This is a genomic window from Helicobacter sp. T3_23-1059, assembly GCF_053654515.1.
In genome coordinates, this window is sequence record NZ_JBSIUV010000004.1 from 1 (window position 1) to 14,166 (window position 14,166).

The 14,166-nt window shown below is 40.0% G+C and carries 10 protein-coding genes and 2 pseudogenes; 7 read left to right on the forward strand and 5 right to left on the reverse strand.

The genetic code is table 11. From position 1 onward, the window contains the following. Both ACWIX0_RS01790 and ACWIX0_RS01795 read left to right on the forward strand, forming a co-directional pair. On the forward strand, window positions 1–1,332 hold a 1,332-nt coding region (locus ACWIX0_RS01790; RefSeq protein WP_454171441.1), incomplete at its 5' end, for a sialidase family protein. Then, on the forward strand, window positions 1,329–2,180 hold the full coding sequence (locus ACWIX0_RS01795; RefSeq protein WP_454171443.1) for a hypothetical protein: 852 nt from the start codon (window positions 1,329–1,331) through the stop codon (window positions 2,178–2,180). The genes ACWIX0_RS01790 and ACWIX0_RS01795, both read left to right, overlap by 4 nt. 239 nt (window positions 2,181–2,419) lie before the next feature. Here the strand turns inward: ACWIX0_RS01795 and ACWIX0_RS01800 are convergent, their stop codons facing one another. Beyond that, window positions 2,420–3,964: a flagellin B gene (locus ACWIX0_RS01800; RefSeq protein WP_454171445.1), complete on the reverse strand. Its 1,545-nt coding sequence runs from the start codon at window positions 3,962–3,964 to the stop codon at window positions 2,420–2,422. 396 nt (window positions 3,965–4,360) lie between these two features. After that, window positions 4,361–4,861: a thiol peroxidase gene (gene tpx / locus ACWIX0_RS01805; RefSeq protein ID WP_454171447.1), complete on the reverse strand. Its 501-nt coding sequence runs from the start codon at window positions 4,859–4,861 to the stop codon at window positions 4,361–4,363. 202 nt (window positions 4,862–5,063) lie between these two features. Between tpx and ACWIX0_RS01810 the strand changes: the two genes are divergently transcribed. Together ACWIX0_RS01810 and ACWIX0_RS01815 are read left to right on the forward strand one after the other, a co-directional pair. After that, window positions 5,064–6,605 carry a PhoH family protein gene (locus tag ACWIX0_RS01810; protein WP_454171448.1) on the forward strand — a complete coding sequence of 514 codons (1,542 nt, stop codon included), beginning with the start codon at window positions 5,064–5,066 and terminating at the stop codon, window positions 6,603–6,605. A 352-nt stretch (window positions 6,606–6,957) separates the two neighbouring features. After that, on the forward strand, window positions 6,958–7,095 hold the full coding sequence (locus ACWIX0_RS01815) for a hypothetical protein (protein ID WP_454171450.1): 138 nt from the start codon (window positions 6,958–6,960) through the stop codon (window positions 7,093–7,095). A gap of 77 nt (window positions 7,096–7,172) precedes the next feature. On the opposite strand, the gene flgE is transcribed toward ACWIX0_RS01815, so the two are convergent. Both flgE and ACWIX0_RS01825 read right to left on the reverse strand, forming a co-directional pair. Continuing rightward, the gene (flgE, locus tag ACWIX0_RS01820; RefSeq protein WP_454171452.1) at window positions 7,173–9,335 is read right to left on the reverse strand and encodes a flagellar hook protein FlgE; all 2,163 of its coding nucleotides are present in this window, start codon (window positions 9,333–9,335) and stop codon (window positions 7,173–7,175) included. 295 nt (window positions 9,336–9,630) lie between these two features. Further along, a complete protein-coding gene (locus ACWIX0_RS01825) occupies window positions 9,631–10,125 on the reverse strand; it encodes a hypothetical protein (protein WP_454171454.1) in 495 nt (164 codons plus the stop codon). Window positions 10,126–10,560: 435 nt separating this feature from the next. Between ACWIX0_RS01825 and ACWIX0_RS01830 the strand changes: the two are divergent. Both ACWIX0_RS01830 and ACWIX0_RS01835 read left to right on the forward strand, forming a co-directional pair. Beyond that, a pseudogene (locus ACWIX0_RS01830) lies at window positions 10,561–10,785 on the forward strand (IS1595 family transposase); the annotation flags it as partial. A gap of 34 nt (window positions 10,786–10,819) precedes the next feature. Further along, window positions 10,820–10,985 (forward strand): annotated as a pseudogene (locus ACWIX0_RS01835) (IS1595 family transposase); the annotation flags it as partial. A gap of 41 nt (window positions 10,986–11,026) precedes the next feature. On the opposite strand, the gene ACWIX0_RS01840 reads toward ACWIX0_RS01835, so the two are convergent. Then, window positions 11,027–11,947 carry a hypothetical protein gene (locus ACWIX0_RS01840; protein WP_454171456.1) on the reverse strand — a complete coding sequence of 307 codons (921 nt, stop codon included), beginning with the start codon at window positions 11,945–11,947 and terminating at the stop codon, window positions 11,027–11,029. A 287-nt stretch (window positions 11,948–12,234) separates the two neighbouring features. On the opposite strand from ACWIX0_RS01840, the gene ACWIX0_RS01845 reads away from it, so the two are divergent. Beyond that, window positions 12,235–14,154, forward strand: a complete 1,920-nt coding sequence (locus ACWIX0_RS01845) for a propionyl-CoA synthetase (protein WP_454171458.1) — start codon at window positions 12,235–12,237, stop codon at window positions 14,152–14,154. Window positions 14,155–14,166: the final 12 nt, after the last annotated feature.

The following is a 14,166-nucleotide window of genomic DNA, read 5'->3' on the forward strand; positions in this document are numbered from 1 at the left end:
CAAAATAGCTCAAATTTCACACTTTCTTTGCCTACAAACCCACAACCAAACTCACAAACACCACAAAAAAAACTTGCAAACTCCATATCACACACCCTGCAAACGCCATTGTTTTTTGATGTGCCAAATGCGACAAAATCTGCCCACGCAAGCACAATCATCGATATATCAAACTTGCAACAAAAAAACAACGATAATGCCACAAATATGTTGCTATATTTTGCAGGTAGCAGAGAGGGGGCTAGCGATGTTTGTATTTATCAAAGTTTTTTTGTGCAAAAAAATGTCGCCACGCTAAACAAAGATAGCTTTTTTTGGAGCGAGCCAAAAGCGATTTTGTGTCCGCAGGATTTGTCTAAAATGAGTGGAAAATTTATCAAAAAGCTAGGAAATCCTGTGAGTTTTGTGGATAGTTTGGGTAGGGTGCATTTGTTTGTAGTTGGAGTGAGTATGGGTGGCTGGGCTACTTCTAAAATCTATCATTTTTTGTTTTTAGATTCTCTTAAACGCGTGAAATTTGTGCGCGAATTGCATTTAAGCCCGATTCTAAACCTATCACACCTTGTGCGAAATCCTGCGATGATACTAGAAAATGGCGATTTTATCCTACCTGTTTATAATGAGTTTGCCAAAAAATATCCGCTTTTGCTTTATGTAGATTCTACGCTTGTGGCTAAAACTAAATTTAAGCCTATTTTGCCACGCTACGCGTTTAGCTTCCCAAATGCGATAAATCAGCTCCAGCCTAGTTTTGTCCCGCTAGATTTTGATTCATTTTTTGGCGTGTTTAGAAACTACAAAGGCGATAACATAATGAAAACCGCACTTTGCAAAAAAAAAGCAGATTTTGACAAAAGCAAGTGTGAGATTTTGCGTAGCAATTTAACAAATTTTGATTTTTCTTCGGTGCTTTTTAGACTAGATTCTACTGTGTTATTATTGCATAATCACGCAAAAAGCGTAGGTAGCAATCCTAGAGAGGAGCTGTGGCTGTATAAATTACAAAAATCTAACAAGCAAGATAAATTTGCAAAATCTAGCGTGCAAAATGTAAATGTGGAGGATTTTAGCTTGCAAGATTTTGGTTTATATAGTGATTTTAAGCAGGTGGATTTTATCCCCATAATAAAAATCGATGAGTTGCTAGGGAGGGAAGTCTCTTATCCTAGCGTGGCACAAAATAGCGAGTTTGTGCATATTTCTTATACTTTTGGGAGGGAGCATATCCGCACGGCTATTGTGCCAAAAGCATATATTTTGCAAAAACTCACAAAATCTAACAATCCAAAATCCAACAACGCAAAATCTACAAAAAAGGGGCAAGCACGATGAATGAAATCAATATCTTTGCAAACCAAATCGCAATAAGTCTCGTGCTTGTATCAGTCGCGCTATTTTTAGCACAGAGATTTTTGCGAAATCTTTTAAGCAAAATCATTTTTTGCGTAGCGGGATTTTTGTTTTTGCTTGTGCCGTTTTTAGATTTTAGTCTAAGTGGATATGTGTATGCGCTTTTTGGCACGCCTAGCGTGCTTTTGGTGATGGTGAGTGTGTGGAGTGGCGTTTGGATTTTGATAAAAGATTCTATGTTTTTAAGGCAAATTTTTGGGAATGCGAAATTTTGGGAAACAGAAAATTACGATGAAAAAAATTACGATAAAAAAAATTGGCAGGCAAAAAATTGCGAGGCAAAAAGTGGTGAGGCAAAATTTTGTGATAAAAATATGTGTGGCAAAAATTTTTGGCAGGCGAATGTGAAGTTGCCATTTTTTACTTTTTTCTTTTTTGATTCTCCCCTGCTAAATTTTCGCGCAAAATTTGTGATTTTTGTCGTGTGTTTAGCGGTGTATTTGGAATTTTTGGGAGGTAGTTTTAGCATTAGCGGATTGCTTAGTTTGTGTGGATTTGGGGGGAGGTGGCTAGATTTTTATTATGCAGATTATCAAGCGGTAGTTTTGTGGATTTTTGCTTTTTTTGCATATTTTATTAGCAAGTGTTTTGGGGTTAGTTTGGTGTGTGCACTGCTAGTTTATCATAGCAAGATTTTGGGGGATTTGCCTGCGTGGGATTATTGTTTTGATGTGTTTTTGTGGGCTTATTGCGGGGTAAGTGTAGCGTGTGCGTTTGGCAAATCTGTCATAACGCATTACACATTTAAAATCGCTCAAAGTAAAAAATAGTTTCTTAAACATATCGTGGAATCTAACTAAGCAAAACCGACACGACTGCTACAAAAAGCAGTGAAAGAATTGTAGGCAAAAAAAGCAAATAGATTCTTACATTATGACATTTTGTATCATAATTAAAAATCTATTTAAAAAGTTATCAAAAAAAGCATTTGAAAAACTATACAAAACATTAAGGGCTTTGGTGGCAAAGCCCTTACTAGCGCATTTTCTATGCTATCAAAGTTTTATCGCTATTGAAGCAATCTAAGCACATTTTGTTGCACTGCGTTTGCTTGTGCCATAGCAAAGCTACCGCTTTGGGCTAAAATGTTGTGTTTAGAGAAGTTCGCTGATTCGCTAGCAAAATCCACTTCGCGGATTTGAGATTCTGCGGCTTTGACATTGACTTGCGTTACGGAGACATTATTTACGGTTACGACAAGTTGGAGCTGGACAGAGCCTATGTCTGCGCGGATTTTGTCAAGCTGTGCGCGTGCAGAATCCGCCATATCCATAACAAGCATTGCGCCTTTTAGTGTCGTTACGCCCGCACCGATACCTTTCCAATTCAAATCCGCTTGCGCGACATTGCCATTTGCGCCATACGCACTTGCGACATTTGCCCCAAAGATTCCGCGTAGCTCGCGCAAATTTGCCGTGTATTCTGCTGTGCCTTGCGCGGAGTGGAACCCCACATGGCTATAATTTACCCCGCTTACCAAAATATCTCGCGCATCTGTGCGGATAAGTGTTAAGCGTCCTATGATTGCGTGATTCCAGCCAGAGATTCCGTTGAAATCCCCGCCACCAAACACCGTCGCAGCATCGCCTTCAGCGTGGATTTGTATCGCTCTGCCATCGGGGGCGGATAGATTTAGTCGCCCTGTGATGTCAAGATATGCTAGCACGCCTGTGCGCTCTTTTACGCTGTTTATGGCGTTGATTAAGCGTCCATCAGAGTCGTTTTTGCGCACATCATTTACTGTTCCTATGGTTGTGCCATTTATCACTAGCTTTTCTACCGTGCCAGACATTACGGGATCTACGCTTGTGGCTAGGACATTATACGCAGAGCGGATTCCAAGTGTGTCTGAAAATTTGTTGATGATTTCGCTTAGATGTCCTACGCCCATACCTGCAGAAGTTGAGATTTTGCAAGTTTCTAGCTCATAGCTATTTAGCCCATCTACTTCGCGGAAATTTAGCGCGACTTCGGTTAGGTTTTTGCCTGCGGCACTTGCTAGCATACCCGTGCCTAGTATGGATGAGGATTCCATACGCACATGCCCGATTTTATCCGAGCTTGTAGGACCGATAGAGGCTTTGACTGTGGTATTTGAGTATGCACCGATTTGAAATTCTTTGTTAGAAAAAGAGCCAGATAGCATTTGCTGTCCATTAAAGCTAGTGGTATTTGCGATATTATCTAGCTCTTCTAACAATCGCTGAATGTCGGCTTGAAGCGCACGGCGAGATTCTAGCGTTTGCCCATCTTGAGCGGCTTGGATAGCCTTTGTCTTTATGGTATCCAAAATCTTAATTTGCTCATCCATCGCCTTATCAGCTACCTGTATCATACCGATAGCGTCATTTGCATTTCTTATCGCCTGTCCCAAACTCTCGCTTTGACTTCGCAAACTATCCGCAATCGCCATACCCGAAGCATCATCAGCGGCTTTATTGATTCTAAGCCCTGAGCTAAGCTTCTCTAGCGAGCTTGCAAGCAACCTATTGTTTTCTACGCCTGTGGTGTGCGCATTTAGCGCAGCAATGTTTGTGTTTATCCTGAAACTCATTTGCATCCTTCGCGGTGGAATTTAGCAAATGGATAAAGCAAGTGGCGTTCCAAAAAAATTAAAGTAAATGGATTTTTGTCGATACTCGGCACGGATTTTAGGCGTGTAGCAAAAATGTAAGAAATACAAAAATTTTAAAACTTTGTAAAAAAAAGCTAAAAAATGGTGGCTAAATCGTAGGCAAACATTCAATAAAGCATAAAAAAGCGTAAAAATAAACGCATAAAAAATCAAACAATTTTTAAAAAATGATGAAAGATTTTGGGAAGTAAAATAAGTAATAAAGCAAGTTGTGAGATTTTGGAATCTAAAAAAAACTAAAATCTACAAAGATTCTAAACTAGAATCTTTTGCAACGATTTTAGTTTTTTACAAAAGATTCTAGCTTTTTAGCGACTACACTCTTGCCGCTTGCAGGGCAGACTCATAGTCTGGCTCTTTGTTGATTTCTTCGCAGATTTCTTGGTAGATGACTTTGCCTTTCTCATCTAGGACAATCACAGCGCGAGTTAGCAAACCTTTTAGCGGGGTATTTGCTAGCAAAAGCCCATATTCCTTGCCAAATGTTTTGTCCATAAAATCGCTTGCCACCACGATATTATCGATATTTTCTACCGCGCAAAATCTACCCGCACCAAATGGCAAATCCATACTAACTACAAAAACCACCGCATTACTTAAGCTAGCAGCTTCTTTGTTAAATCGCTTTGTCTGTATCTGGCAAATCCCTGTATCAAGGCTTGGGACAACATTTATGATTTGTTTTTTGCCGAGTGCGCCACCGACTTTGATATGGTTTAAATCCTTATCCACAAGCTCGATTTGTGGGGCAATATCGCCGACTTTTAGTTGCTTGCCTACAAGACTTACGGGTGTTCCTTTGAAAGTTACTGACATTTTGTCTCCTTTTTATAAGATTTTAAAAATCACAATGCTACAATTTCGCCTCTTGCATTTATATTGCTAAATGCTTTTGGTGCTAAGCACTTTTGCTATAAATCCATAGCAAAATGTAACAAATGATTTAAGCACAAAGAATTGTAACAAAATAAAGCTAAATGCAGGTTAAATTGACAATTTAAATAAAAAGGGGCAGATTTTGAGCAAAAAATCCTATCTTATCGACACTTCTATTATTTTAGATGACCCACAAAATCTCATTTATCTCTACCAAGATTCCAAAAACACTCTTTTTGTAAGCGATATTGTTTTAGAAGAACTTGACAAAAAAAAGACTTCTAGCGAGGTTGGATTTTTTGCGCGAGAGTTTTTTCGCAATATCGTTGATGAAGTAGAATCTAGCACGCATAAATCCACCAAAACTAGCTCAAAATCTACGCAAACTACCAAGATTATCAAATCCACCAACCCCGCCACTACCTCCGCTACTTCTAAGATTTTGCCTAAAATCATAGAGGGGGATTTCCTCCGCATAGTGCATTATGAAATCCGTCAAAATATCGCTACTAGCCCAAATAGCGCAAATCCCCAAACAAAAACAACGCGCATTCCGCTTATTGTGATTTTTCGCCAAAACTATAAAACAAAATCCCTAGAATACGGGCTAAATGACGCAAAAATTGCAGAAATTGCAAAAGATTATAATTTGATTTTGCTTACTAATGATATTTCGCTAAAAATCCGCTGCCTTGCTAGCAATATCAAAGCAGAATCGCTATTTCGCGACCGCGTGGAAAATCCAAGCGATATTGATTTTTGGCATAGATTTTTGCTCCACAAAGACGCCGATATTGCCACGCTAGAAAAAAGCAAGGAATTTAGAGCTCTTAGTCAATGGAGTCTTATCCAAATCGATGAACAAGATAATACCGATAGCTCGCTATATCTCACGGGCAAAAAGCGATTTGGCATAAAAGTGGGGAGCAAATCTAGTGGGAAATTTTATGAGCTAGAGCTAGATAATCTAATAAAAGAGGCAAATCCTTACATTTTGCCTATGAATTTAGAGCAAAAAATGCTTTTTGCCCTGCTAATAAATAAGCAAAATATCGCTACGATTGCCACAGGCTCGACAGGCTCAGGCAAAACCTTAATCGCCCTGCAAGCAGGAATCTACCTCCAAAAAGAAGGCATAGTCGATGGCATAATCTACCTGCGAAACACCGTAACAGCTAGCGATAAAGAAGCTGAACTAGGATTTCGCAAAGGCGATGAGGAACAAAAGCTAGGATATTTTATGTATCCGCTATATAGCGCGATAAATTTTACGATAGATTCTCTGCAAAGCACTTCGATGAAAAACTACATAGAATATCGTGGCGATGTAAATACCATTCACAAAGAGAACGCCACAGAATATTTTATCAAAAAGCATAATATTCAAGTAGTGGATATTGCCCACGCACGCGGGATAACTATCCGCAAAAAATTTGTCATATTTGATGAAGTCCAAAACGCCTCAAACGCCACGATTAAGTTAATTGGCACAAGGTTAGGAGAGGATAGCAAAATCGTATTTTTGGGGGATTGGGCGCAAATTGATCATCCGTATTTGAGTAAATTTCGCAATGGCGCAGTAAGCCTATTGCAAAAGGCGTTAAGTGAGGACATTATCGCGGGGATTCAGCTACGACAAACGATACGAAGTAGCGTAGCACAATGGTTTGGGGAGAGCTTTTGATAGATTTTGGGGGGTTTGAATTGTTGGGTGATGTTGAGTGATTTTGGGTGAATTTGATATTTTTTAATAATGTTTAATAGTATTTGATAAATCAGACATTTTTTTGCAGATTTTATGTTTTTTGGATACTTCACTTGCGACTAAGTATGACAAATTTTGCTGAAATTGCGAGATTCTAGGACTTTGTCAAAAAGACTAGAATCATAGCAATCTATAAAAAAAAACATTTGTCATACCCACAACAATTTGTCATACTTAAGCGTAAGCGAAGTATCTCAACACTTCAAAATCTAAATATAGATATCTCGGTCGTTTCACTCCCCTCAATATGACAAAAATGGTAAGTCTAAGTATGGCAAAAATAGTAAATACCTTTGCCTTGTATGAAAGATTAAAAACACAAAAACAGCATAAATTAACCCGCAGATTTTATAAAAAAACAGCTTATCCAAAATCCACCCCCCCCCCCCAAAAAAAACCAAAATCCTAAAATCCAAAATGCCAACACCCCCGCTTGCAATCACAAAATCTTCGCTAATCTCTAAAAACACTCATAAATCTAACTAACTATTGCTTTAGATTTAGCAGGGTATTTAAAATCTGATCAGAAGTCGTTACGGCTTTTGAGTTGGCTTGAAATCCACGCTGGACAACGATAAGCTGCGTAAGAGAGCGAGATAAATCCACATTGCTCATCTCTAGCTTAGAGCCTGCCACGCCACCTCTGCGTCCCGTGTTTGCCGCGCCTATCATTGCTTGCCCAGAGTTACCTGTGGTGGAAAATACATTTCCACCCTCTGCTTGCAAGCCTGCGTTGTTTGCAAATGTGGCTAGGGCGACTTTTGCAAGCGCGATTGTGCGTCCGTTGCTAAAAGAACCCAAAAGCGCACCAACTTGGTCAAACCTCACATCTACCAAATCCCCCGCACCATAGCCATCTTGCTCGATAGCATAAGTCTCAGAGACTTTATCCACACTTGTTAGCCCGCCAAATCCACCTGTCGCACCAAAACTTAGGCTTAGTCGCTGTGGAGCGATAGAGCCGTTTTTAGGGTCAAATTGGATAATCGGTGGATTCATACCTGCTAGACTTCCGTCTTTGTTAAATCTAAGACGCCCACCCTCAAAGATATTTGGACGAATAGGCGAAGAGCCATAAAGCACGCCGGGCTCTGGCACGATAGCCCTAAAGCTCCATTCTGCCTGCCCTGTTTTGACAAATTCAAACCTAATAGTATGCTTTGAGCCTATGGAATCATATAGCTCGATAGTCGTAGCGTGCGTAGCGTGGCTAATCCTAGTGGTAGAAACGGCTGCCCCGCCCTCGATAAGTGCTGCGGTATTTAGCCCGCGCATCGTGTTTTTAAATAGCACATTAGTAGAAATCTGGTCGCTTCCATAAGAGGACACAAAAATCGACATATTGCGATTTGTCTCATCATCTTCATCATCTTCGACAGCTTTATTTTGCATTTCAAACATACCATATTCATTTACGATGACAGAGACAGAGGCGGTGCTATCGGCGTATTCTACATCAGGATACTTTATCATATTTGCATCATATTGTAGCAATCTGCGTAGCTCCTCAGTCGTCCTAAACTGCCCTGTGGTAGAATCTGGTGTCTCAGACTTGGTATAGCGATAACGAAAAGAGGTAATGTCTGCATCGCCTTCTACGAGATTTGCAAACGCTCCCGTGCCACTAACGGTGATAAAAATATTTTTGGTTTTTTCATCGCCGTCCATTTCATTTCGGTTGATGATTTTTAGCATTTTGCCCTCAGGATAGGCTTCGATACCTGTTTTTTCTGTGATAGCATTTATCGCATTTATCGCAGAAGTAAGCGTAGAGATTCCACTCATTGCGGAGTCGTTTCTAAAAGATATTTTTTTACCATTTATCGACACGGTGCTTACTTCATTGGTATCTACTAGGCTATTTACAAGCGTGGAGGTTTTGTAGCTTACCCAAATGCCTTGATTTTCTGTGAGTCCAAACGCATCGCCGTCTTGATTAAATAACGCTCCCATATCTTCTTGGGTTTGGGTGCGATTGCCCGCAGAATCATACAGCGGATATACGCCATCAGCAGGAGTGCTAGTGGTAGAATCTAGCGCGTAAATATTAGCATTTTGATTGACATGTCTGCCTGCGTTTAGATTCGCACGAAGTTTGATATTTGCCGAAGCGCGAGCAGGCATAACCATATTTGGGTCAATTTGGATATTTCGTATCGGTCCTGTGCTATCGATTTGGAAAAACTCCTGCTCACTCATCTTAGAAGCATTTTTCAAATCGCCCTTTAGCCAGCCTTGCACGACATAGCCACCTGTGGTTACTAGATTGCCATCTGCATCAAAAAGGAAACTTCCATCACGCGTATAATTTAGCGTGATACCTCTATCTGGCGAAATGACAAAAAAGCCCTCGCCCTCAATGGCAATATCTGTTTTGACATCGGTATTTTGCGTGCTACCTTGTGAAAATACTTTTGTTGTTGCATTGATACTCACGCCAAGCCCGACAGAGAAGTCGTTTTGCCCGCCTCGCCCCGTCTTGTATGGAGAAGTGGCGATTAGCTTTGTTTGAGATAGCATATCTACAAACGAAGCCCTAGAGTATTTGAAACCTACTGTATTGACATTTGCTATGTTATTAGATTCTACATCAAGTGCGATTTGATGAGCTTGCATACCGCTTACGCCTGACCACAATGACCGTAACATTTTCGTCCTTTCCTAAGAAAATTTGCTAGCAAGTCAAAAGCAACAAGTATGCCAAAAGCAATCCAAAAAAACACACAAACATAAAAAAATAAGTAAAAAATCCTAGAGTGAGAATCTGTGCGAAATAAGCAGGAATCTATGTGAAAATGTGGAAACCAAAAAAATAATGCTTTTTGATTTGCGTCCTTTTGTCCTTTGTATTAAGGGGTAGCGCATATCTGCTAAAAGGTGCTTTACCTGCATAGATTGCCCCACTTGTAATTGTAGAGTATCGCAACTTATATCATTTTTATCCTTATTTTATTTCTTTTGCCTTAAAACTTACCACAAACAAAAATTCCATTGGGTATTCAATCATTTCACCTATTTTTTCGCCAAATTCATCATCATCTAAGTCATATAACTCATCGTCCAATTCGCTAATATCAGGATATATAGGCTCTAGCATAATACCGTGTTTAATCTCTGCAAGGATTTGACATTCTCCTTCATTTTTTGCCCACATTACGCCATAAAATAGCTTGCTAGAAATTTTAGCGTTTTCTTTGGCTTCCCTAACCTTAGCCATCAATTGTTGTCGGTATTCTTTGCATTCTTTAAGTTGTTGCGCATTAAAGCGTTGTTTATTATCCAGCCTACAATTATCAAACATCTTATCGTAAAAATCGTGTAACTCTTTTTTTAGCGAGTATAGCACAGGATTTTCCCTCGCATCAACAACTTCCATTTCATAGCTGTATTTCTTTTTGGTTGTATTGTCTTTTTTGTCTTCTTTGTTTTTGCCCGACATTTTATGCCCTTATCTTTTGTGTTTGCTTAGCAAATCGTGTATTTGTTTTAGTCCTTGCGACATTTCACCATTGCGTCTTTGCAACTTCAAACCACGCTTAAGATGAATTATGATTCTGCAATATCGGCACATTAGTAGTTTGTTATAAATCAAGTTAAGCACAAACACGCTTGCAGTATGTGTTTGGTTTTAGCAAAAAATAGCACGCGTTGTATTAAAAAACAAAGCTCGCAATGACAAAAATTTCAACTTAATCCCACATAAAGGAGTCTTAAGTTATGATTTACACGATGAAAAACAAGTATATCCACCACATAATAAAAACCTTTGCAAGAATTTAAGAGGCTAAAACAAGGTAAACACAAGAGAGATTTAAAAAAAGATTCTTAAATATGTTTCTACTTCGCTTACACTCTTAACTTTGCAAGAAGTCTTGATATTGAGGCTGTTAAAATTGCAAAATTAAGCAAAATTTCTCGTCAAAGTGTCAATAAAATCATCAAACAAATCCGCATTTTAATCGCAAAAGAATGTGAGAAAATATCTAAAATGCAAGGTGAAATTGAAGTTGATGAAAGCAACCTTTTAATATAGATTTTGGGTGCTAAAAGAGTGAGAGGAAAAAGAGGGCGAGTAGCTGGCAAAAAAACTTCTGTATTTTTGCTTTGTTTCACTTACAACTACAAGCAAAAGTGGCTATGCAAAGCATAGATTTGCTAAATTAAAGGAATCAAAAAAGAGAATTTCTTGCTTTATTTGAAAAAAACAGAATTTAGATATAATACTCAAATTAGACAGCAAGATTTTTATAAAATCTTGGCACAGAAATGATAAGAAATAATCCGCTTAAGTTGTATTGAGCCAAAAACATTAACCCCACAAACATTCTCTAAAACCCCTTTTATCCCACATTTATCGTGCGGAAAAATAGCTCCCCATACTTGCTGTTTTTGTCTAAATATTCGCAAGTTTCTTGCAAAGATAGGTTATTTTGCAAACATTCTAGTAGCATTTCTAGGATATTTACCGCATCGCGTGGTGGGATATGCGGGGGACATTCTTTGGCGTTTGTGTAGTGTCGGTGGAGTTTTTTGATTAGCTCTTTATTATGCACTTCTACTATCATTGCCTCCATCGGAGCTTTAAAAAACATCGTTTGGGATTTGATATTTATCGAAGTATAAAAAATATCAAGCCCGTAGATTTTTTGGCTATATGAGTCAAAAAAATAAAGTGATTTGTTTAGATTGTCGCGGAAAATATCTATCATCAATTCTAAAATCTGCATTTTTTGCTCTTTGGTATAAAAATTGCCAATGGGCGAGAAGCAAAACTCTAGCAGGGATTTTATCGAATACCACTCGCTAGCATTAAACGAATAATTGCGCATTTTTTCCCCGCGCTTTTTGCGGTAGGATTCTACTAACTCATCGTTTGATTTTTTATACACAAGTGGGACGATAAAATCCCTATACGCAGGGTTTGGAAACGAAGGGTGAATGATTAAAGAGCCTTCATTTTCGTTTTCATAGATATATTTTACCCCCGCACAATAGCTCTCATCAATAATCCTAATCCCATCTGCACTTGCAGAATCTAGCAAGTCAAAAAATTCTTTTTCCTCGCATTCCCATATTTCTTTTGGATAGCGAAACGCTTTTGCAATGGAGATTTTTACGCTTTGGCTTATTTCTTTTTTTGCGGTGTCATTTAGCCAGCTAGATACAGTGCGTCTATCTTTTTGCACGATATTTGCAAACTTGCTGACACTTAAGCCAGAGCGAGCAAATATTTTTATTAACCTTTGAGTAGAATCCAACATTATTTTTCCTCTTTTTTGGCAAATTTTTGTGGTGTTTTACTTTTTGTAACACAATTTTTTGTATTTTTTTGAGAGAATTTGGGAGTCTTGGTAAAAAATTTTATAAAACTATACAAAATTATTGCACAAAAGTTGCGCATTTTTATAAAAAGTAGTCGCTTTTTATGTTTTTATACATTGTTTTTGTGCGCTTTGTCCCAAAAATTAGATTTTCTTTTTTCATAGATTCTAGGACAAATCCATTATAATGTAATTTCCCTACAACAACTTTTAGGAGGTTTTAAACTATGGGAATGATTTATGAAGAAACATACAAACGCTCGATAGAAAATCCGCAAGATTTTTGGGCAGAGGCAGCCCAAAAAGTGCATTGGTATAATGAATGGGATACCGTGCTTGATGATAGTGGCGAGCATTATAGGTGGTTTGTAGGGGGCTGTATGAATACCTGCTACAACGCGCTTGATTTGCATATCCATCACGGCAGAGGCGATAATCTCGCTTTAATCTATGACTCCCCCGTAACAGATACCAAGAAAAAATACACCTACAAGCAGCTCCGCGATAGAGTGGCAAAAACAGCGGGAATCCTCGCTAATAAAGGCGTGGTAAAGGGCGATAGAGTCATCATTTATATGCCGATGATTCCCGAAGCTGTCATAGCGATGCTCGCGTGTGCGAGGCTAGGGGCAATTCATAGCGTGGTGTTTGGGGGGTTTGCCTCCCACGAGCTAGCGATGAGGATAGAGGACGCCAAACCACGCGTGATAATGACGGCAAGCTGTGGGATTGAGATAAGCAATATCATTGAGTATAAGCCCATTTTAGATGAAGCGATTAAAAAATCTCAACACAAGCCCACCACTTGTATCGTGTGGCAACGCCCGCAGTATAAGGCAAGTATGCTCCCGTGGAGAGATGTGGATTGGGAAGTGGAGGAGGAAAAAACCCACCCCGTAGAGCCTGTGCCTGTGCTCGCCACAGACCCGCTTTATATCCTCTATACTTCAGGCACCACAGGCACACCAAAGGGTGTCATTCGCTCTAATGGTGGGCATTCTGTGGCGATGAAATGGAGTATGGATAATATTTACAACGCCAAAGAAGGCGATGTGTTTTTCACCGCTTCTGATGTGGGCTGGGTAGTGGGGCACTCCTATATCGTGTATGCCCCGCTTATGAATGGTTGCACTACGATTGTCTATGAGGGCAAGCCCGTGCGCACACCAAATCCTGCGAGCTTTTGGAGAATCATTGATGAATACAAAGTCAATATTTTATTTTCCGCACCTACGGCGTTTCGCGCTATCAAGCGAGAGGACGCCAAAGGCGAGCTAGCAAAAAAATACAATTTAGAGAGTTTGCGCACGATTTTTGTCGCGGGCGAGCGGTGCGATAGCGACACGCTAAAATGGATTCAAAAGGTTACGGGAAAGCCTGTGGTGGATAATTGGTGGCAGACAGAGACAGGCTGGGCGATTGCGGCAAATCCTATGGGGCTAGACCCTATGCCTATAAAGCCCGGAAGCCCCACAAAGCCAACCCCCGGATTTAATCTAAAAGTGCTAGGCGAAGATGGCAAGGAGCTAAAAGCGGGCAAAAAAGGTGCGCTCTGCCTTAAGCTACCCCTGCCACCTGCCTGCCTAATGGGAATCTGGGAAAATGAAGAGCGCTATCGCAAGGGCTATTTGGAGCATTTCAAAGGCTACTATCTCACGGGCGATACAGGCTATATCGATAAAGACGGCTATGTCTATGTGCTGGGGCGAATGGACGGGATTATCAATGTCGCTGGGCATCGTCTCTCCACAGGTGAAATGGAGGAAGTCATCTCAAAACACCCCGATGTCGCAGAATGCGCCGTTATCGGTGTCAATGATGAGCTAAAGGGCGAGATTCCCTTTGGCTTTGTGGTGCTAAAAGCAGGCATAGAGCGCGACCATAAGGGAATCATCGATGGCGTGGTATCACTTGTGCGCCACGAAATCGGCGCGGTGGCGAGCTTTAAAATCGCCACCGTAGTAAATGCCCTCCCAAAAACGCGCAGTGGCAAGATTTTGCGCAAAACCTTGCGCGAAATCGCTGATGGCGTGGAGTATGCGATTCCCGCTACGATTGAAGATTCTAGCGTGCTAGATTCTTGCAAAGAAGCAATCGCAAAACTAGGCTATCCCAAAACACCAACAAAATCCAAAGAAAACGCATAGCGTGGATTTTGT

Excerpts from the sequence above, each read along its gene's own strand:
- ACWIX0_RS01840 (WP_454171456.1), bottom strand. The coding sequence starts at position 11,947 with ATGTTGGATTCTACTCAAAGGTTAATAAAAATATTTGCTCGCTCTGGC.
- tpx (WP_454171447.1), bottom strand. The coding sequence starts at position 4,861 with ATGTCAGTAACTTTCAAAGGAACACCCGTAAGTCTTGTAGGCAAGCAA.
- ACWIX0_RS01825 (WP_454171454.1), bottom strand. The coding sequence starts at position 10,125 with ATGTCGGGCAAAAACAAAGAAGACAAAAAAGACAATACAACCAAAAAG.
- ACWIX0_RS01815 (WP_454171450.1), top strand. The coding sequence starts at position 6,958 with ATGGCAAAAATAGTAAATACCTTTGCCTTGTATGAAAGATTAAAAACA.
- ACWIX0_RS01800 (WP_454171445.1), bottom strand. The coding sequence starts at position 3,964 with ATGAGTTTCAGGATAAACACAAACATTGCTGCGCTAAATGCGCACACC.
- flgE (WP_454171452.1), bottom strand. The coding sequence starts at position 9,335 with ATGTTACGGTCATTGTGGTCAGGCGTAAGCGGTATGCAAGCTCATCAA.
- ACWIX0_RS01845 (WP_454171458.1), top strand. The coding sequence starts at position 12,235 with ATGGGAATGATTTATGAAGAAACATACAAACGCTCGATAGAAAATCCG.
- ACWIX0_RS01795 (WP_454171443.1), top strand. The coding sequence starts at position 1,329 with ATGAATGAAATCAATATCTTTGCAAACCAAATCGCAATAAGTCTCGTG.